The organism is Thiocapsa sp. UBA6158, assembly GCF_002423035.1.
Lineage (GTDB): Bacteria > Pseudomonadota > Gammaproteobacteria > Chromatiales > Chromatiaceae > Thiocapsa.
This window is the reverse complement of record NZ_DIUM01000123.1, coordinates 1-19,876: the sequence shown is the minus strand read 5'-3', so window position 1 is coordinate 19,876 and position 19,876 is coordinate 1. Positions and strand designations below refer to the sequence as shown.

18 protein-coding genes and 1 pseudogene are annotated in these 19,876 nt (G+C 63.6%); 5 read left to right on the top strand and 14 right to left on the bottom strand.

Annotated features, from left to right (window positions below; genetic code table 11):
- Positions 1-134 precede the first annotated feature (134 nt).
- From scpB to B4N44_RS16710, 6 genes are all read right to left on the bottom strand, one after another.
- Entirely contained in the window at positions 135-809 is a 675-nt protein-coding gene (scpB, locus tag B4N44_RS16735; RefSeq protein ID WP_296703196.1) for an SMC-Scp complex subunit ScpB, read from the bottom strand.
- Complete coding sequence (locus B4N44_RS16730; RefSeq protein ID WP_414718165.1) at positions 751-1,623, bottom strand: segregation and condensation protein A; 873 nt, start codon at positions 1,621-1,623, stop codon at positions 751-753. Before B4N44_RS16730 ends, scpB begins: the two co-directional genes overlap by 59 nt.
- A gap of 223 nt (positions 1,624-1,846) precedes the next feature.
- Entirely contained in the window at positions 1,847-3,064 is a 1,218-nt protein-coding gene (locus tag B4N44_RS16725) for a tryptophan--tRNA ligase (RefSeq protein ID WP_296703193.1), read from the bottom strand.
- Positions 3,065-3,082: 18 nt separating this feature from the next.
- On the bottom strand, positions 3,083-3,754 hold the full coding sequence (locus B4N44_RS16720) for a site-2 protease family protein (protein WP_296703190.1): 672 nt from the start codon (positions 3,752-3,754) through the stop codon (positions 3,083-3,085).
- A 36-nt stretch (positions 3,755-3,790) separates the two neighbouring features.
- The gene (locus B4N44_RS16715; RefSeq protein ID WP_296703187.1) at positions 3,791-4,414 is read right to left on the bottom strand and encodes an L-threonylcarbamoyladenylate synthase; all 624 of its coding nucleotides are present in this window, start codon (positions 4,412-4,414) and stop codon (positions 3,791-3,793) included.
- Between the two features lie 9 nt (positions 4,415-4,423).
- A complete protein-coding gene (locus tag B4N44_RS16710) occupies positions 4,424-5,299 on the bottom strand; it encodes a PHP domain-containing protein (RefSeq protein WP_296703183.1) in 876 nt (291 codons plus the stop codon).
- 203 nt (positions 5,300-5,502) lie between these two features.
- Here B4N44_RS16710 and B4N44_RS16705 point away from each other — a divergent pair, with 203 nt between their 5' ends.
- Positions 5,503-6,249 (top strand): hypothetical protein, encoded by a 747-nt coding sequence (locus tag B4N44_RS16705; RefSeq protein WP_296703180.1) that lies wholly within the window; start codon positions 5,503-5,505, stop codon positions 6,247-6,249.
- Positions 6,250-6,465: 216 nt separating this feature from the next.
- On the opposite strand, the gene B4N44_RS16700 is transcribed toward B4N44_RS16705, so the two are convergent.
- Together B4N44_RS16700 and B4N44_RS16695 are read right to left on the bottom strand one after the other, a co-directional pair.
- A complete protein-coding gene (locus B4N44_RS16700) occupies positions 6,466-7,359 on the bottom strand; it encodes a sigma 54-interacting transcriptional regulator (protein WP_296703178.1) in 894 nt (297 codons plus the stop codon).
- Between the two features lie 289 nt (positions 7,360-7,648).
- On the bottom strand, positions 7,649-8,335 hold the full coding sequence (locus tag B4N44_RS16695) for a sulfite exporter TauE/SafE family protein (RefSeq protein WP_296703176.1): 687 nt from the start codon (positions 8,333-8,335) through the stop codon (positions 7,649-7,651).
- Positions 8,336-8,562: 227 nt separating this feature from the next.
- On the opposite strand from B4N44_RS16695, the gene B4N44_RS16690 reads away from it, so the two are divergent.
- Together B4N44_RS16690 and B4N44_RS16685 are read left to right on the top strand one after the other, a co-directional pair.
- Entirely contained in the window at positions 8,563-9,342 is a 780-nt protein-coding gene (locus tag B4N44_RS16690; protein WP_296703175.1) for a DUF3050 domain-containing protein, read from the top strand.
- Between the two features lie 93 nt (positions 9,343-9,435).
- On the top strand, positions 9,436-9,738 hold the full coding sequence (locus B4N44_RS16685) for a TusE/DsrC/DsvC family sulfur relay protein (protein ID WP_296703172.1): 303 nt from the start codon (positions 9,436-9,438) through the stop codon (positions 9,736-9,738).
- Between the two features lie 158 nt (positions 9,739-9,896).
- Here B4N44_RS16685 and hcp read toward each other — a convergent pair whose 3' ends face one another.
- A complete protein-coding gene (gene hcp, locus B4N44_RS16680; protein ID WP_296703169.1) occupies positions 9,897-11,189 on the bottom strand; it encodes a hydroxylamine reductase in 1,293 nt (430 codons plus the stop codon).
- A 266-nt stretch (positions 11,190-11,455) separates the two neighbouring features.
- Here hcp and B4N44_RS16675 point away from each other — a divergent pair, with 266 nt between their 5' ends.
- Both B4N44_RS16675 and B4N44_RS16670 read left to right on the top strand, forming a co-directional pair.
- Entirely contained in the window at positions 11,456-12,172 is a 717-nt protein-coding gene (locus B4N44_RS16675) for a hypothetical protein (protein WP_296703166.1), read from the top strand.
- A gap of 166 nt (positions 12,173-12,338) precedes the next feature.
- Positions 12,339-14,735 (top strand): InlB B-repeat-containing protein, encoded by a 2,397-nt coding sequence (locus B4N44_RS16670; protein WP_296703164.1) that lies wholly within the window; start codon positions 12,339-12,341, stop codon positions 14,733-14,735.
- A 291-nt stretch (positions 14,736-15,026) separates the two neighbouring features.
- On the opposite strand, the gene B4N44_RS16665 is transcribed toward B4N44_RS16670, so the two are convergent.
- From B4N44_RS16665 to B4N44_RS16645, 5 genes and pseudogenes are all read right to left on the bottom strand, one after another.
- A complete protein-coding gene (locus tag B4N44_RS16665) occupies positions 15,027-15,581 on the bottom strand; it encodes a hypothetical protein (protein ID WP_296703162.1) in 555 nt (184 codons plus the stop codon).
- A gap of 293 nt (positions 15,582-15,874) precedes the next feature.
- Positions 15,875-19,009, bottom strand: a complete 3,135-nt coding sequence (locus B4N44_RS16660; protein ID WP_296703160.1) for a type I restriction endonuclease subunit R — start codon at positions 19,007-19,009, stop codon at positions 15,875-15,877.
- Between the two features lie 3 nt (positions 19,010-19,012).
- Positions 19,013-19,288 carry a type II toxin-antitoxin system YafQ family toxin gene (locus B4N44_RS16655; RefSeq protein WP_296703158.1) on the bottom strand — a complete coding sequence of 92 codons (276 nt, stop codon included), beginning with the start codon at positions 19,286-19,288 and terminating at the stop codon, positions 19,013-19,015.
- Complete coding sequence (locus B4N44_RS16650; protein WP_296703155.1) at positions 19,285-19,617, bottom strand: hypothetical protein; 333 nt, start codon at positions 19,615-19,617, stop codon at positions 19,285-19,287. The genes B4N44_RS16655 and B4N44_RS16650 overlap by 4 nt, the downstream gene beginning before the upstream one ends.
- Positions 19,598-19,876, bottom strand: a pseudogene (locus B4N44_RS16645) (hypothetical protein); the annotation flags it as partial. The gene B4N44_RS16650 and the pseudogene B4N44_RS16645, both read right to left, overlap by 20 nt.

The following is a 19,876-nucleotide window of genomic DNA, read 5'->3' as shown; positions in this document are numbered from 1 at the left end:
GGGCGGTCTGCGGTCTGCCTCCCGCTATCGGCTATCGGCTATCGGCGATTCGTTCGCTCGCAGCTTGGAATCGGTTTCCGGAAGGCAGGTTGAAGCTGGTGGCTGGTGGCTGGTGGCTGGTGGCTATCTCACGATCATACACCAGTGTCTTCCTGCCCTTTTTCTTCCGACGCATCGTCGCCGGGATTTCCGTGAGACTCTTCGCTGGGCTCCTCGAGCCTCAACTCCTCGTCGATCAGGAAATCCGGGGAGCGGATCTCGGCGAGTGTCGGCAGCTCATTGAGCGAGCGCAGTCCGAAATAATCCAGAAACTTGCGTGTCGTTGCGAAGAGCGCCGGCCGGCCGGGGACATCGCGATGGCCGACCACGCGGATCCACTCGCGCTCAGTCAGGGTCTTGACGATCTGGGTGCTGACGGCGACCCCGCGGATCTCTTCGATCTCGCCGCGGGTGATCGGCTGGCGATAGGCAATCAACGAGAGCGTTTCAAGCAGTGCGCGCGAGTAGCGCGGCGGACGCTCGTCCCAGAGGCGTGCGACCCAGGGGGCGATGCTCGCGCGCACCTGGGTACGCCAACCGCCGGCGACCTCGACGATCTCAAGCCCGCGATCGGCATAATCCTCCTGGAGCGCGGCGATCACCGCGAGCAACTCCGCACGCGACGGACGCTCGTCGTCCAGAAAGAGCGCCAGGAGCTGATCCAGCGTCAGTGGCCCACCCGCGGCGACCAGCGCAGCCTCGACAATCTGTTTAAGCAAGTTCCGCCTCGTCCAGGACCTCGCCCGCCGCAGTCTCGCGCAGGCGCACATGAATCGGCGCGAACGGCTCGGCCTGGACCAGCTCCAAGGTCGCCGCCTTGATCAGCTCCAGGAGGGCGAGAAAGCTCACCACGACGCCGGGGCGCCCCTCGGTGACGTCGAAGAGATCCGTGAAGGCGAGGAATCCGCCGTCGCTCAGACGCTCGAGCACCCACGACATGCGCTCGCGCAGCGACAAGGATTCGCGCTCGACGCGGTGGCGCGTGAAGAGATCCGCGCGTGCCATGACCTCGCGCATCGCCAGGAGCAGCTCGCGAAAATCGACATCCGGCGGGACGCGCTGAACATGACCGGGCGGCACCTCGACGCGGACGGAAAAGACATCGCGCTCGAGCCTGGGAAGTCCATCCAGGTCCTGCGCCGCCTGCTTGAACCGCTCGTACTCCTGGAGTCGACGCACCAGCTCGGCGCGCGGGTCTTCGCCCTCCTCCTCGGCGGCCTGCACCCGCGGCAGGAGCATCCGCGATTTGATCTCGGCCAGCATCGCGGCCATGACCAGATACTCCGCCGCCAGCTCCAGGCGCAGCTCGGTCATGAGCTCGACATATTCGATGTACTGGGCGGTGATGGCCGCAATCGGGATATCCAGGATGTCGAGATTCTGTCGTTTGATCAGATAGAGCAGCAGATCCAGCGGCCCCTCGAAGGCATCCAGAAAGATCTCGAGCGCATCCGGCGGGATGTAGAGATCCACAGGCAAGGTCAGAAACGGCAGGCCGCGCACCATGGCGAAGGGCGCCGCCTCGAGCGGCATCTCCTGCTGCTGCCCCGGCGGCGGCGGCCGGTCCGCATCCTCGTCCGCCATACTCAAAACCCTGAAGAAATTTAATTTTTTACGGCGACTTGCGGTAATGCACATTCCGACTGCGCATGCCGAAAGACCTGAATGGCGTTGTATGCGAATACATTCGCACCGACACGCCGATGGCGCCTTTCCCTGAAATCCCCTAAACCGCGCCCTACCGTCGCCAATCTAGGGCTGCGACACCGCACGCATCCTGAGCCAACGCCTGAACGCCAAGCGCGGTTTAGCTCATGACCAACGACATCGCGTGTCGAACCTCTTCGAGCGTCTCGTGCGCGACATCGCGTGCTCGCTCGCAGCCCTCGTTGATGACGTTGCGCAGCAGCTCCGGCTGAGCGGCATACTCCCGGGCGCGTTGCTGCATCGGCATCAGCTCGGCGAGCACCCCGTCGATCACCGGCTGCTTGCATTCCAGACAGCCGATGCCGGCGGAGCGACATCCCTGCTGCACCCAATCGCGCACCTGATCGTTCGAATAGACCAGATGGAACTGCCAGACCGGACACTTCTCCGGATCACCCGGATCGGTCCGGCGCACCCGCGCCGGGTCGGTCGGCATGGTCCGCATCGCCTTCTCGACATCGGCAGGCTCCTCGCGCAGGGCGATGGTGTTGCCGTAGGACTTGGACATTTTCTGCCCGTCCAGACCCGGCATCTTGGACGCCTTGGTCAGCAGCGGCATCGGCTCGGGCAGGATGACGCGCCCGCCGCCTTCCAGATAGCCGAGCAGCCGTTCGCGATCGGCCAGTGTGATGTTGGGCTGTCCTTCCAGCAGCGCATGAGCGACACTCAACGCCTCCTGATCGCCCTGCTCCTGATAGCTGCGCCGCAGCCGATCGAAGAGCTTGGCGTTCTTCTTGCCCATCTTGCGCTTGGCCTCTTCCGCCTTCTCCTCGAAGCCGGACTCGCGACCGTAGATGTGATTGAAACGCCGCGCGACCTCGCGCGTCAGCTCGACATGGGCGACCTGGTCCTCGCCGACCGGGACCTGGCCGGCCTTGTACATGAGGATGTCCGCGCTCTGGAGCAGCGGATAACCGAGAAAACCGTAGGTCGCAAGATCGCGCTCCTTGAGCTTCTCCTGCTGGTCCTTGTAGCTCGGCACTCGCTCGAGCCAACCCAAGGGCGTGATCATGGAGAGCAGCAGATGCAGCTCGGCGTGCTCGGGCACGCGCGACTGGATGAAGAGTGTTGCCGAGCCCGGATTGATCCCGGCCGCCAACCAGTCGATCACCATCTCGCGGGTGCTCGTCGGGATGATCGAGGGATCCTCGTAGTGCGTCGTCAAGGCATGCCAGTCGGCGACGAAGAAGAAACACTCATACTCGTGCTGCAGCTCCAACCAGTTCTTCAGGACACCGTGATAGTGCCCCAGATGGAGACGGCCCGTAGGACGCATCCCGGAGAGGACGCGCGAGTGGTGTGCGGAAACGGAAGTCAAGGTATGGCAGCCTCGTAATCAGACGAAGAAGAGCTCTCTCACGATCGCCGAGCCGGGGAGCAGGCCCACGGTGCCGATCACGATCGGAAGCAGGACCGCACCCAAGAGCCCGGTAATCAGCAGCGCCAGCAGGATGATGAGACCGAAGGGTTCCAGTCGCGAGAAGTGTACGGCCACCTTCGGCGGAAGCACGGCGTTGAGCACCCGCCCGCCATCGAGCGGCAGGAGCGGGATCAGATTCAGAACCATCAGAAACACGTTGATCAGGATTCCGGCGGCGCCCATGTAGACGAGCGGCAAGGCAATCCATTCGCTGACCGACAGCAACAGCACACCCAGCTTAATCATCCCGCTCCAGAAGAGCGCCATCAGCAGGTTTGCACCCGGACCCGCAACCGCCACCAAGGCCATGTCGCGGCGGGGATGATGCAGGTTGCGCCAGTTCACCGGTACGGGTTTTGCCCAGCCGAACAGAAATCCCACCAGAAAGAAGGTGGCAAGCGGGACGACGATGGTCCCGATCGGATCGATATGCTTGATCGGATTGAAGGTCACGCGCCCGAGCATCAAGGCGGTCCGATCGCCGAGCTTGCTCGCGACCCAGCCGTGCGCGGCCTCGTGCACCGTGATCGCGAACAGCACCGGGATGGCGAGGACGGCCAGTAATTGGTAGGGGTTCAGGGCTTCCATCGCGGCATTATACCCACCGCGCGCCGCTGCCGCGGGTCATTCCTCGAAGAGGGTCGCATCGCCCTTGCCGAGACGCATGAGGCTCGGCGGTTCCGCGGTCATATCGACCACGGTCGTGGGCTCGAGCCCGCAGAACCCCCCGTCGATGATGAGATCGACCTGCTTGTCGAGCAGCTCGCGCATCTCCTCGGGATCGGTCAGGGGTCGATCGGCGCCCGGCATGAGCAGCGTGCTGCTCAGGATCGGCTGGTCGAGCTCGCCGAGCAGTGCGCGACAGATCTCGTTGTCGGGCACCCGGATGCCGATCGTCTTGCGCTTGGGGTGAAGCAACCGCCGCGGGACCTGCTTGGTCGCCTCGTGGATGAAGGTGTAGGGTCCCGGGGTCAGACTCTTGAGCAACCGAAAGGCCTGGTTGTCGATCTTGGCGTAGGTCGTGATCTCGGAGAGGTCGCGGCAGACCAGGGTGAAGTTGTGTTTATCATCCAGTTTGCGGATGCGGCGAATCCGCTCCATGGCGGACTTCTCGCCGATCTGACAGCCGAGCGCATAGGAGGAGTCTGTCGGGTAGAGGATGACGCCACCCTCCAACAGGATCTCCACCGAGCGACGGATCAGGCGCGTCTGCGGGTTCGCGGGATGGATCTGAAAAAACTGCGCCATGGCCCGAGATCAACCGACAGCGACTCGACGGAGACTCGGCTCTTCGTCGAGCTCGGTCCAGTCGTGCCAGATCGCCGTACAGGCGGGCGGCAGCGCGGGCAGACGCCCGAGATCGATCCAAGGGTTTTCGGGGCCGTGATAGTCGGAACCGGCCGAGGCCAGCATGCGCTGGTCGCGTGCAAGGCAAGCGAAATTGAAGACCTCGTCGCGGCTGTGGCTTCCGGAGACCACTTCCAGACCCACACCGCCGCTCTCGCGAAACTCACCGAGCAGCTTCAGCAGACGGGTGCGGGTGAGCTTGTAGCGCGCCGGATGCGCAATGACGGCCTGACCGCCGGCACCCGTGACCCAACGGGTCGCCTCCTCGAGCGTCGCCCATTCGCCGCTGACATGACCCGGCTTGCCGTTGACCAGAAAGCGGTTGAAGACATCCCGAAGGTCGAGCGCATGGCCCTGCGCGACCAGGAAGCGGGCGAAATGGGTGCGTCCGATCAGACGCCCGTTCGAGAATGCCTTCGCGCCGTCATAAGCGCCCTCGATACCCTGCTTGGCCAGACGGCGCCCGATCTCCTCGGCACGCCAACCGCGATAGGCGAGCAGACGGCTCAGACCGGTCTGAAGCGCGACATTCTCGGGGTCGATGTTGAGCCCGACCATGTGGACGGTGCGGCCGCCCCAGGTCACCGAGATCTCCACCCCGGGGATGAGCCGAAGGTCGAGTGCGTCGGCCGCGACTCGCGCCTCGGCCAAGCCCTCGGTGGTATCGTGATCGGTAAGGGCGATGACCCGCACACCGGACGCACAGGCGCGCTGCATCAGCGCGGCGGGGGCCAGCGTGCCGTCGGAGGCCGTCGAGTGACTGTGAAGATCGGGGCTCTTTATCATGGCTCTAGTCTAACTGATCACTCGAAGGCATGCCTCGGGCCGACGAGAGACCGCGCGCGAGACGGGGATGGTCGTGCTTGCTATATTTCCAGGTATGGGGGTCGGAGTCCGCTTGCAACGACGCGACGCCGCGCCGCTTCAGAACGCAGGTCGGATCGGTTGATCCGGCCTCGGTGATTTCATGTTCCCAGGATGATCAGCCCATGCTCCCGAAGGTCGACCTCAGCGATATCGCGGAAGAGCTCTCGCGACTCGGCGACGAGATCCAGCGCGCCTACGACGACTCGGAGCAGACGGTCGAGCCCGCACCACAGGTGCCGCTGAGCGGACTTGCACAGTTGCTCGACACCGTCCGTGCGAGCGAGGCCGAATCGCGCGGCGAATCCACGCAGGCGTTGCGCACGGCAACCGGCGCTGAGCCCGACGCACTGATCGACCATGGACTCGGCCTGCTGCGTCAGATCGCCGAGGTCGCGCGTCGCCTGAATCTCGAGTTGCAGGCGCAAGCCATCGAGGTCCTCGCCGTGCCTTTCGCGTGCTGGATGCTGCGCCGGGGCTGCGAGCTGCAACACCCGGAGGAGGTGGTCAATGCCTTGGCCAGCCTCGCAAACCAATTAAAAGAGCCCGATGAGCTGGCCGAGCTCTATGGCCTGATGGGGGAGATTGCAGAGGGCATCGGCGCGGATCGCATCCAAGGGATGGACCCGACCGACCCGACCGACCCCTGGCTCGTCCTCCTGATCAACCGCGGGATCGTCGCCACGCGCAGTCATGAGCCCCTCCTGATGGAAGAGGCATTCAACGCCATCGGGGAGCAATTGCCCGATCACGCCCCCACTTTCTTCCGCGAGTGCATGGGGCAACAGGACGCTCTGGATTATCCGCCGCACGTCCGCGAGGTGATGCAGCGTTATTTCGACAAATGGTGCAGCGGCCAGAGACTCCATTAAACCCTGCTGAACCGCGCTGAGCCGCGTCGGCGGTACATGCATCCTTTCGAGCCGTCTCTCGCCGAGGCACGCTCCAGCATCGCCGGAGGAGACGCGGCTCAGGAATCGAATTTTTCTATTGTTCTATCTCCTAAACCGCGTCCGGCGCCGACTGCCGGGGACCGCTCAAACCGTCTCGCCAAATCGCAACATCGCCGGACAAGTCCGCGACGCGGTTTAGCCGGCGATCAAGTGTTTTTGGAGCCGATACAACAGCGTATCCCGAGTCAGCCCGAGCAGGCGTGCGGCCCGGCTCTTGTTCCCGCCGGCCAGCGAAAGGGCTTGGCGGATCAGCTCCGCCTCGAGGTCGTTGAGATCGATCCCGTGCGGCGGGAGCGAGAAGCCGATGTCCGTCTCCGACTGCGGTGTCCCCCGCACCACCTCGCCGGGCAGGTTCTCGGGACCCACCTCGGTGCCCGGCAGGAGGATCACCAAACGCTCGCATAGGTTGGCAAGCTCGCGCAGATTGCCCGGCCAGGTGTAGCGGCGCAGCAGGCGCTCCGCACCTGACTTCAGCCGCGGCGGGTCGAGACGATGTCGGGCCGCAGCCGTCGCGATGAAGTGCTGCGTCAGCGCCGGGATATCGAGCACCCGCTCCCGCAACGGCGGCACCTCCAGGGGAACGACGCAGAGGCGCAGATACAGATCGCGCCGAAACGCGCCGTGCTGGACCAGACGATCCAGATCCAAGGCCGAGGCCGCGATGATCCGCAACCCGGATCCGGAAGGAGACCTGTCGCGGGCGGCGTCCTGCTCGACGATGAGGTGCAGCAGTCGCGCCTGATCCGCCGCATTCAGCTCACCGACCTCGTCCAGAAAGAGTGTTCCCGGAGCGTTCTGCGAAAACGTCGACACGCACCGATCGAGCGCGTCGGGCGGCGCTCCCGTGCAGGCAAGCACGCCGAATCGGCCATCTCGACGGGTGCTGCTCGCATGGATCTCGCGCGCAAGCGTCTCTTTTCCGGTGCCGGGCTCACCCAGCAACAAGACACCCACGTCAGTCGCGGCAACCATCGACAGGGCATTGCGGAGTCGGGTAAAGGCGGGGGAGCGGCCAATCAGTGTCGTCATGAAACCACGTCCGAAATCGCTTGAGTTGTTCTCGTGTGGGCCCGAACGCGCTCGGGGCGCTCTCATCGGTCTCGGGCACATCCGGTTTTTCCGTTCCGATTCTAAACCGCGTCCAGAGCGAGATGCTCATTGTCGAGTGAGTTCGACCCCGGGTACATCCACGACCCTTAGCCTAGACGCGGTTTAAAATTTCATATCATTTAATCTTTTAAATCGCGCCCACTCCAACGGTCGTCAAGTCTGCCGGGGTCGATCACCAAAAAACATCGTGTACCGCGATGGGCGCGGTTTAGGTCACATCCAGGGTCGCGGTCAGGGTCAAGAGTCCGAGCAGGATCACGCCGAGGCCTGCGATAGCCTGAAAGCGTCGGTCCTGCCCGAGCCGAAAGAGCTGCCCGGCAAAGACACCGCCCAGCGCCAAGATCGGCAGCGTGCCCGCGCCGAACAGGGTCATGTAGAGCGCCCCGGCCAGAACGCCGCCTTGTGCAGGCGTGCTCAGAAGCATGCTGTAGACCAGGCCGCAAGGCAACCACCCCCAAACCATGCCGAACAGGACGGAGCGCGGCAATGTCGTCACAGGCAAGAGGCGTCGGCCGAGCGGCTCCAGTCGCCGCCAAAGGGGGACACCGACGCGCTCGATTGTCGTGAATCGCGGAAACCAACCCCCGATATAAAGCCCGATGCCGATCATGATGCCGGCGGCCAGCCAGCGCACGCCCTCGAAGAGCCAAGGAGATGCGCCCAAGCCGAGCAGCGCCGCACCGAACCCGCCCCAAACCGCCCCGGCCGCGGCATAGCTGGCGATCCGCCCCAGGTTGAAGGCCAGCACGAACAGACCGAGCCGTTTGCGATCGTTGCGCGTCTCGGGCGGCAGCGAGTAGCTCAAGGCACCGGTAATCCCGCCACACATGCCGATACAGTGCATGGCACTGAGCAGCCCGACGGCGAATGCGAGCGCGTAAGCGGATCCCGTCATCGTCGAGAAAACCGTCCGACCCGATCAGCCCTCATCCTGCCCGCCTCCATCGCAACACCCCTTGCCCGGATCGCATCCCTGCAAGAGGCCAGGCTAATCGGAAGATTCAGCGCACGCGATGACATCGATCAGGCACCACACGCCTCATACTGGAGATTTTTCTCACGAACGCCTTATATTGTCGATTCAGTGTCAACTGAAATACTGAAATAACGAGGACGGGACTCATGGCATCACTGAACCTGGACCACATCCGACCCCTGCAGGAACAGCTCAACGCTCATCCGATCTACGGCGCCATCGAGCGTATCGAGGACCTTCAGGTCTTCATGAGCCACCACGTCTTCTCGGTCTGGGACTTCATGTCCTTGATCAAGTACCTCCAAGCACGGGTCGCACCGGTCACGGTGCCCTGGATGCCGCACGGTGACGCGGGTGTGCGCTATTTCATCAACCAACTGGTCCTCGAAGAGGAATCCGACAGCCTGCCGCTCCCCGACGGCGGGGTCGAGCACGCCAGCCATTTCGAGCTGTACTGTCGCGCCATGAACGAGATCGGCGCCGACGGCGAGATGCCGAGGCGCTTCCTCGATCTGGTCACCGAGCAGGGTGTCGACAAGGCCCTTTACGCGTCGATGGTTCCGCTTCCGTCGCGCTATTTTTCCGAGACCACCTTCTGCTTCATCCGCGAGGACAAGCCGCATCTGGTCGCAGCCGCACTGGCACTCGGGCGCGAAAAACTGATCCCGGGCATGTTCAGGCAGTTTCTGGAACACATGCGGATCACCGAGGCACAGGCGCCCGTCTTCCACTACTACCTCAACCGCCATGTCCATCTCGACGAAGACTTCCACGGCCCCCTGTCGATGAAACTCCTCGAGCAGCTCTGCGGCGATGACCCGAAACGGATCGACGAGGCCGAAACCGCCGCCGAAGAGGCAATCTGCGCCCGCATTCGGTTCTGGGACGGCGTGCTGGATGCGATCCAAGCGGGCCGGGCGAGCTGACGAGGGGACGCGGCAAGTCACATAACGACTTGAATCGGCACGCGTCGCCACAATTTCCCGATCCTGGCAAGTCACAATCCCGGAGCCGTACCCATGACCGAAGCACTGAGCGTTCCCCTGGACAACGAAGGTTTTCTCCTCAACCGCGACGACTGGAGCGAGGAGGTCGCCGTCGAGCTTGCCAAGGCTGACGACTTCGAGATGACCGATCAGGTCATGGGCTTCATCCGCGAAGCGCGAGCCATGTACGAAGCCGACGGCGTCGTGCCGCCCATCCGCATCTTCGCCAAGAAGCAGAAGGTCTCGACCAAAGACCTCTACGACATCTTCAGAAAAGGACCCATGAAGTTGATCTGCAAGTGGGGTGGACTGCCCAAACCGACCGGCTGCGTCTAAGCCGTTTCCGGAAAAGCAACAACCAGGTCGGGGCGACTTCAGTCGCCCTGACCTTATCGCCCGGACCTTTCAGGAATCAGCCCGCGGGAGGTCGAACCCCGGAAATCGCCGCCCCTCCGGATCGAGCGCAGCGATCCCCTACGCCGACGTGTCGCGTTTCAGGCGGTCATGGCAAGCCGCAGGTCCCCTTCGGCATCATTCCCGCTCAAACGCAGATCGAACCGCTCCTGCAGGATCGCGAAGACGTTCGGCGAGACGAAGGCCGGCGCGTTCGGGCCCAGCGTGATCCCCTTCACCCCGAGGCTCAGCAAGGTCAGCAGAACGGCGACGGCCTTCTGCTCGAACCAACTGATGACCAGGGTCAGCGGCAACTCGTTGACGCTGCAGTCGAAGGCCTCGGCCAAGGCGGATGCCACCGCGATGGCGCCGTAGGCATCATTGCATTGCCCCATGTCCATCAGGCGCGGGAAGCCCAGATGCTCTCCGTACTCATGGTCGCGGATCCGATACTTGCCGCAGCCCAAGGTCAGGATGAATGAATCATCCGGCGTACCCTGCGCATAGTCGCTGAAATAGTTGCGACCCGGATCCGCTCCGTCGCAGCCGCCGATGACGAAGAAGCGGCTGATCTGCCCGGCCTTGACCGCGTCGACGATCGTCTGCGCGTGATCCAGCAGTACCGTGCGGTGGAAACCGACGGTCGACTCGCCCGTGATCTGCTCCTCGCAGGGCTCGCAACGCAATGCCTCGGCGATCACCGCGCTGTAATCGCCGTCGGAGATGCACTGGCCGTCGGGCACAGCCGTGCCGCGGGTCGTGAAGAGCCGCCCCTTGTAGCTCTCGCGCGGGATCAGGACGCAGTTGGTGGTCGCCACCACCGGGCCGGGGAAGGCCGCAAACTCTCGCTTCTGATTCTGCCAGGCACCGCCGTAATGCCCGACCAGGTTCGAATGGTTTTGAAAGAAGGGATACATATGCGCCGGGAGCATCTCGCCATGCGTATAGACCTTGATATCGGACCCTTCGACCTGTCCGAGCAGATCCCGCAGGTCCGCCAGATCATGGCCCGTGACGAGGATCCCGCGCCCCACCTGCGTGCCTTCCTTCACCTTGGTCGGCGCCGGCTTGCCGAAGGCCTCCACATGACCTTCGTCGAGCATCTGCATCACCCGCAGATTCATCCGCCCGCATTCAAGACAGTATTCCAGCAAGCTCTTCACGTCGAAGTTGACGTTGGTCATGGTCGCAAAGAGCGCCTCCTCGATGAAGGCGGACACCGTCTCGTCGGACTTACCCAAGCGCCGCGCGTGGTGGGCGTAAGCAGCCATCCCCTTGAGACCGTAAAGCAGCATCTCCTGCAGGGACTGGACGTCGGCGCTCTTGCCGCACATCCCGGGGGAGGTGACGCAGCCGGTCTTATGGAAGGTCTGTTCGCATTGGTTGCAGTGCATGGGTGCCTCTGAATCGAATCGGGATCTAAGGTGTCCTTGTCGCGCCTACAGACCGGTATCGATCGTTGGGGCCAATCAAGGGCCCGATAGTCTGGCGACAGCCCAGCGGCGTATCCTTGATCTAGATCAAGGCGCGTGGACTCAAAGAAGCCATGAGTCAGACTGCACGCCACTCCAACCTTCAGCCGAGCATCGCTTTTCGAGCAGAAACATCGGCATGCTTCGCCGCATCGTCGGGTCGTTTCCGGTTGACGATGATCTCCCTCATGCCCGACGACATCGCTCGGCGCCTCGGGAGCTATGACGACTGCAACACCCCGCGCGAAGCGGACCTCTGGGTCACCGAGACCGTCGAGTGGCTGATTCAGCGGACGCTCGACGCGACTGAACCCGAGACCCACACCTGGCCGCGCCCCGCAGTACCCTGTCCGTTGTGCGGAGGACGCGGCCTGCACACCCATCACGACGGCTTCACCCTACCGCTTGGATTGGAACGGCATCTCTTGGGCCGGGTCAACGCGCAACCGCGCTCGGTGATGGAGGCCGCAATCAACCTCGCCCGAGAACACTGGGCCTACATCCCGGCTCTGCGGGAACGCGAACGCCAGGCACTGGCCGAACGTCGCCGCACCGAGACCGCCTACCGCGTCTCGGCCTTCGGGGAGCCCCGGCTCATCGAGGAGGGCGGTGCCGCGCCGCGCGATCGGGAACAACTCGCCTGGGCCGAAGAACGTCTCGCCTCGCTGGGTTTCCGGCGTATCGCCGAGGGCAACGTGATCGCCTGGATCGACGACCGGGACACCCGCACCGTCTACGCCGACCCGAGAGCCCAGGGCAAGATCACGTTCGAGGTCTGGCGCACCCCCTTGCCCAAGCCCGGCAGCTACCCGCTTCCATCAGGAACCTTCTACCTGCTCGATCGTTACCACATCAAACTGACCGATAAGTACGCCAAGCGTATCGAGGATGCCCTCATGGTCTGATCCAGACGTCGCTGCACGACGCCTCGCAGCAGAACGAACGCATGGATTTCCGACCTCCCAGAGTGTACGGTATCGGCCCACATTGGATACAACGAACACTGAGTACGCGCACGTGCCGCAACTGTTACTCGACAGAGGATCTGCCTCAGTCTAAAGGAGTTCGCGCATGACCCGATCGCCCTTCACCTTACCCAGCCTTCTCGTCTCTATCTTCGTTCTCTGTACCTTGAGTGCCCCGGTCAACGCGGCGGTCTTCTGCGTCGCTGACGCGACAGGCCTACAGGCGGCCCTCACCGCTGCATCCTCCAACGGCGAGGACGATCAGATCCAGATCGTCCAGGGCACCTACGTGGGCAACTTCGTCTATGCCACCACCCAGGCCAACGCCCTCGCGATGCAGGGTGGATGGACAGCAGGCTGCGCGGGTCGCGAGATCGATGCGACGAACACGGTGTTGGATGGTGGTCAGGCAGGGACCGTGCTCGTGCTCTCGGCGCCGAATGTAGCCCCACACTTGGCGGTCGAGGGTTTAACATTACGGAACGGACTGCGGACTTCAGGATGCGGTGGTGGAATCCATGCGACGCTCCTTCGGACTGGACGTGTAACCGTCACCGATAGCCTTATCGTTGCCAACACAGTCACCTCCTCTTCCGCTTCCGCATCAGGCGGAGGGATATGCCTGTACGGCACCGCGATACTCACGAACAACCAGATTCAGAACAATACATCCTCTGCCTACTCATCTTCCTACGGCGGCGGAGCTTACATAGATTCTCTAGTGTCCGACGGTACTTTTAGACTTATTAACAATATCTTTCACCAGAATTCCGCCAGCTCTTCTGGTTTAGGTAATAGCCATGGCGGTGGAATTTATATAAGAAACTCATACGCTCAGCCAACTTACGCGCTTCTTTCGCTCACGAATAACAATTTCCACGGCAACGAAGCAGCATATGGCGGCAGCGCTCATCTCTCATTAAGCGGCAACGAATCTCTTTATAGCACAGCATTCTACAATAACCTCTTTTGGAACAACGTCGCCAATGGCAATGAGGGCGCCGATCTCTGGGTCGCAAACGACCCGAATGGAAATTACCTCGCGGTGCCCGTTTTGTTCTCTCACAATAGCTTCGACCAAAACGAGCCGAGAGGTTTTTTCAGCCAGCTCCCGATCACCATCAATCTCAGCAACCTCGATCAGGTCGACCCGCTCTTCGTCGATGCCGACAACGGTGACCTACACCTGAGTGCCGGTTCGCCGATGATCGACGCCGGAGACCCCGACACGCCTGATCTACCCGAGACCGATCTCGACGACAACCCACGGGTCGTCAACGGTTTAGTCGACATCGGCGCCTACGAATTCAACGACGGCAGCGACCCCGAGGGCGTCGACTACGGCGCTGACTGCGCCCATGCCTTCCCGTTGGAGACACCCGCCACCCTCACGGGCACGCCTGACGGCAATTCCGTCTTCGACGGCTGCGGCGGCGACGCCGACTGCTCGGACGCCCAGCTCACCATGGACGGCGACCGCGCCTGTACCGCCACCTTTAACGCCGTGAGACAACTCACGGTTGCCAAGGCCGGTGAGGGCGACGGGACCGTCACCTCGACCCCGGCCGGTATATACTGCGGCGGCGCCTGTGCGGCGAACTATCTGCTCGGCACCTCGGTCAGTCTCACCGCGACACCGAGCGCGGGCGCGCGCTTCGACGGCTGGAGCGGACATGCCGACTGCCAGGACGGGCAGATCACTCTCGACGCTGACCGGCAGTGCACTGCGACTTTCGCCAGGATTACCGAAGACACGCAGATTAACGCTGCCATCTTGCCATATGCCCGAGCGATCCCGGTCGGCGACATGGCAACCGCGTTCGCAAGCGTCATCAACAGCGGAAATCTCACGGCTATCGGTTGCTCGCTTGCCCTACCGCACGGCCTACCGGCGACCTTCAGTTACCAGACGACCAATACCGCGAACGCCCTGATCGGGACTGCCGACACACCGGTCGATATCCCGCCAGGCACCACCCAAGCCTTCGTCTTCGGCATCACACCGAGTCAAGCGATGGCCGCAACCGAGATCCCGCTGGTGTTCGACTGCGCCAACACCTCCCCGGCACCCAGCCACGCCGGCCTCAATACCTTCATCCTCTCGGCCGCGGCGACCGCGCCCCCGGATCTACTCGCCATCGGCGCGACCCCGAGCGGCGACGGAGTGGTGCAACTGGCGAGCAACACCGGCATCGGCTTCTTCACCACGGCTGCGGTGAACATCGGCAGTGCCGGCGAGGTGACCGTCAGCGCCGACGACGACGGGCGAGGACTACCGCTGAACCTACAGGTCTGCGAGACGAACGCCCGAGGCGACTGGTTGGTATGTGGAAATCACCTAGACCGCTCTGTCGGTGCCGGCCAGACGCTCTATTACACTGTTCTGGCGTTCGGTAACGGTCAGCCCATCCCCTTCGATCCGGCCAACAACCGGCTCTTCCTGCGCTTCGACGCGAACGGGACGACGGTGGGGGCGACCAATGTCGCGGTGACAGCGCCGTAGCCCTGCGATGGCTGGTTGCGCGCCGTTGCGCCCCGGCACTGGCGAAAGACTTGAGGCGGTTCAATGAGCAGGATCTCGGCGCCGTGCTCCGAGACACCAAGCATTGACCGAGTCGCATGCACGGGCGCCGGAGCGCACCCATTTCAGCAAGAAGACGATGTGTCCGGACCCACCGAATTGATCGCCCGGGCCGAGGCGAAAGACCCCGGGATGGGCTCGAAGCGATCGAGCCACCCGTCGGAACCGACAACAACACCACCAACGCCAACAATGCCGAGAACGATTGCATCCTCAGTCTTTCTTCAAGACATAGGCAAGAACAGCCGTGACCACAACGATGGCGACCAACGCGACAGCGAGAACAGACCACGCGATCCGATAACTCGCCGACGTGCTGAACCGTAAGTCGCCGAGCGAGAAAAGAAACTCGAAGCCACTGTGCTTGACGCTACCCGACCGCCAGACTTGCTCGATCGGCGGAAACAGGCACGCGGCGAGAAAGACCGCCCCGCCGACCCCGACGATCTTCTTGTACAACGGTCGGCTCTTAACCTCTTCGGTTATCGTTCTGTTCGCGCTCACGATCGACCTCTTGTGCTTGCGGTAGAAGACCACGACGGCGACCAATGCGGCGGCGAAGGCCCACACGACCGGGTCCGTGGCCATCTGCACCGGGGCCGGACGGCAGTCGACGGGTGCTCGGTACTCCCGCGCGTCGAGCCCGAGGCTACGTGCGACCCGTTGCTGGTCCACGCCTATCATCCGCGACATCTCAACCACGATCTCGCACTCCGAACTATCCTCGAACCACCTCGGGTACCGTACGCGCAGATCATCGACGGTCATGTGCGTTGGCTCCTACCGCTACGCTCCAAGTTCATCGCCAAGAGCCGCGCAAGGACCGTCGGCTGCGGTCATGGAAAGTCATCGATGGATGACTTTGCTCTACTCCCCCCGTCGCGGCCATCGATGCGCGCAATCATCCCGTGCGCGTCGGCACCAAACCACCCTACGCCGCCGCCCGCCTGCTGGTGCGAGAGGCCCGCTAACCGGTTGTACCCGCCGAAGACGGCGATTGCGCGAGCGTAGCCAAACCCGACGGCCCGGATGCGTTCGGGATCGCCGTCCCGGACTGATCCTCAAACCACTCGCAGCGCCTCCCAGAGTTGTCCGGGTCCGAGCAGTACCCGCTTGATCCCCTCGCGCACCTGCTCGGAATTGAGCGCCTGCTGGCCCATTGCGGTATGCGCGTCGAGGGCGTCGATGATGGCGTTGGTCAGTTCCTCGTCCAGATTCGGCGAGGCGGCGAACTGCTCCTTGCTGTTGTTCAGCGCCTGCTGCACCAGGATCCCCGACTCGAGCAGCTTGGTCTTCAGGACCTCGTTGACGTACACCAGCTTGTCGTCGTCGGTGAGCACGCCCTCGAAGAGGTCGTTGAGGGCCTTGATGATCTCCGCCAGCCGGACCTTCTCGGGGTCCTGCACCTCGCCCGACCCGGTCGCGCTCATCGGCTTGAGCCGATAGTCCGCCGGGTCGTCCCCGTCTCCGATACCCAAGGTGAGATTGCGCTGCGACTTGCCGCGCAGCGCATGGTGCGTGAGCCGGACCTTCGACAGATCGACCGTCTCGCGCTCGCGCCCGAAGTCCAAGAGCGGCAGCAGCCGGCGAAAGAAGATTGCCCGCTTCTCGATGTCGGTGATGCCGTAGTCGAAGATCTGCGACAGGAAGGTGTAGACCCGCAGGTAGGTGCCCATGTCGCGCTTGAAGAGCACCAGGGCGTCCATGGTCTCGCGGGCCGCCTGCTCGGCCTTGGAATCCTGCTTTGCTTTGGCCGTTGCCCGCGCCTTCTTGGCCGCGCCGAACTGTTTGAGGAGCCGGTCGGCCACCGGCTCCACGGCGGCACTGAGTTGCTTCTGTGTCGCCTTGGGATCGAGCTCGACCGCGACCACGCGCGCAACCTCGTAGTCGTCGTAGTGCCCGGCGGCGTCGAGCTTGGCGCGCAGATCGAACACCAGGTCGGGATTCGTGACGTCCGAGAGCGCCGCGGTTTCGTAGTAGGGCTTGAAGGCCGCCAAGACCTCGGCCGGGTCGTTGACGAAGTCCAGGACGTAGGTGGTGTCCTTGCCCGGATGGGCTCGGTTCAGCCGCGAGAGGGTCTGTACCGCCTGCACCCCGGCCAGGCGTTTGTCCACGTACATCCCGCAGAGGAGCGGCTGGTCGAACCCCGTCTGGAACTTGTTGGCCACCAGGAGCAACTGATACTCGCCGCCGGCGAAGGCGTCGCGGATGTCGCGGCCGTTGAGGCCGGGGTTGAGCGCCCTGCCGCGCTCGGTGAAGGGATCCGGGCCTGACTCCGGGTCGTTCACCTCCCCGGAGAAGGCCACCAGCACCCCCAGGGGATAGCTCTTCTCAGCGATGTACTTGGACATCGCGATCTGCCAGCGCACCGCCTCCACGCGGCTGCCGAGTACCACCATGGCCTTGGCCTGCCCGTCCAGCAGCGGGGCCACGACGGACCGGAAGTGCTCCACCACCACCTGGACCTTTTGGGCAATGTTGTAGGGGTGCAGGCGCACCCAGCGCATCAGACCCTGCATGGCCGCAGCGCGCTCGACCGCACGCGCGTCCAGTTCCTTCCCCCCGGTGGCGAGCTTGAACGCCATGCTGTAGGGGGTGTAATTGCGCAGCACGTCGAGGATGAAGCCTTCCTCGATCGCCTGGCGCATGGAGTAGACATGGAAGGCTTCCGGCAGATTGTCCTGCCCTGCGGGCGTGCTCGGGTCCGGCCGACGGCCGAAGAGCTCGAGCGTTTTTGCCTTGGGCGTGGCGGTCAAGGCCACGAAGGTGATGCCGGTGTCGCAGGCGCGGGCTGCCATCTGTGCGGCCAGGATGTCCTCGCTGCTCACCTCGCCGCCGTCGGCCAGCGCGGTCAACTCCTCGGGCGAGAGCACCTCTTTGAGCTTGGCCGCCGCCTCGCCGCTCTGCGAGCTGTGGGCCTCGTCGGCGATCACCGCGAAACGCTTGCCCTGGGTCGCCGCGAGCTCCCGCACGGCGGCGAGCGCGTGGGGGAAGGTCTGGATGGTGCAGACGATGATCTTCTTGCCCGCCGCCAGTGCCTCCGCCAGGGCGCCGCTCTTACTGCCCTCGTTGTTGGTGATGACCGCCACCACACCGGTGGTGCGCTGGAAGTCGAAAATCGCCTCTTGGAGCTGTGCATCGAGCACCGTGCGGTCGGAGACCACGATCACCGAATCGAAGATCTTGTGGTCGTTCGCATCGTGGAGGTCCGCGAAGAAATGGGCTGTCCAGGCGATGGTGTTGGTCTTGCCCGAGCCGGCCGAGTGCTGGATCAGGTAGCGCCCGCCCACGCCCTCGACCAAGACGGCGGCGACCAGTTGGCGGGTCGCATCGAGCTGGTGATAGCGCGGGAAGATGACCCGCTCGATCTGCTTTTTGGCGTTCCGCCGAGCGATGACATAGCGCCCGAGAATCTCCAGCCAGGAGTCCCTCTGCCAGACCTGCTCCCAGAGATAGGCGGTGCGGTGGCCGGTCGGGTTCACCGGGTTGCCCGCAGCACCCTGGTCGCCACTGTCGAACGGCAGGAAGCGGCTCTCGGGACCGGCCAGGTGGGTGGTCATGCGCACGCGGGAGTTGCTGACCGCGAAGTGGATCAGGGCGCCGTTGGGGAAGGACAGCAGGGGCTCACTCTTGGACCCGCTGCCATCGGGGCCTTTCGTCTTGGGGTTCCGGTCGAAGCGGTACTGGTCCACCGCGTCCTCGACCGACTGGGTGAAGTCTGTCTTGAGTTCCGCGGTGGCCACCGGGATGCCGTTCAGGAACAGCCCCAGGTCCAGGCTGTTCTCGTGGTGGACGGAGTAGCGCAGTTGTCGCACCACCCTCAGACGGTTGGCGGCGTAGCGGGCCTGAAGCTCTGGATTCACCCCGAAGGCCGGCTTGAACTGCGCAAGCACGATCGGCTTCTTCGCCCCCAGGATCGAGACACCGTTGCGCAAGACATCCAGGGTGCCGCGGGCGTCGATCTCGGCGCGCACGCGCGTGAGCAGTGTCTCTGCTGCGACGGCGCCGTGGCGCGTCTCCAGGGATGCCCATGCCTCGGGCTGGCTCGTCTTCACCCAGGCGATCAGGTCGGCGGGATAAAGCGCGCGTGTGCGATCGTAGTGCTGGTGATCCTGGGGGCCGTCGTCGAGCCAGCCGTGAGCGTGCAGGTGGTCACAGATGTCATCCTCGAAGGCGATTTCGTGGTGAGTGGCCATGGCTCAGTAGACCGTCTCGTGGTCGCCCACGTTGACCAGAATGATCCGTTGGTCTTCGACCAGCAGCTCCAGGGTGATGCGATAGGACAGGTTGATGGAGGCCGAGTGCAGATCGCGGAGACGCCCCTCAAGGCGATGCAGGCGCAGCGACGGGTGATGCGGGTTGGCCTCCAGCAGTCGCAATGCCTTGCCGTAGAGGGGCCGCAGCTCCGGGTGACGGCGCAGGAACTTGGCCTCGATCTTCTCGTAGCGCGCCGTGAAGACCAGGCGGTAGCTCACCCATCGCCCTCCGCCGGGGCCGCGATGCGCCGCAGGTGCGCATCCGCCGACTCTTCGACGAAGCGCCCGCTGGTCAGGTCCGCCCGGGTCTGGGCCAGCGCGGCTTCCAGCTCGCATTCCCGGAGGTAGCGGTAGTGGTCGAGGTCCATCACTACGAACCGTTCCTTGCCTCGCACCGAGACGACCGCCTCGGGTTGGCCCGCCAAGGCCGCTTCGATGGCGGCGATGCCCTTGGTCTTGAGGTCGTTGGCGCTAATGGTGCCCATGGATGTCTTGGTCGGAAGAGGAATCGTGCCCTGGATCATGCCGTCAACCGCACGATCGGACAAGGTCGATCTCGGGTATGGCCACCAGGCCGCGCACGTCGATCTTGCCGGTGACGGCGGCGGAGATCAGGGCGGTGCGGCGTTCTTGGAGGAGAGCGATGGCTTCTTGGGCGTCGGCGATGAGGGCATTGAGCCGGATAGTCTCGCTATCCAAGAAAGCGGCGATGCCCTCGCGTTCCTGTGGCGAAGGCAAAACGACCGGCAGCTCCATGATGTTTGTCGACGAGATCGAAGCGAGATTATAGTGCTTTTCAGGATCACC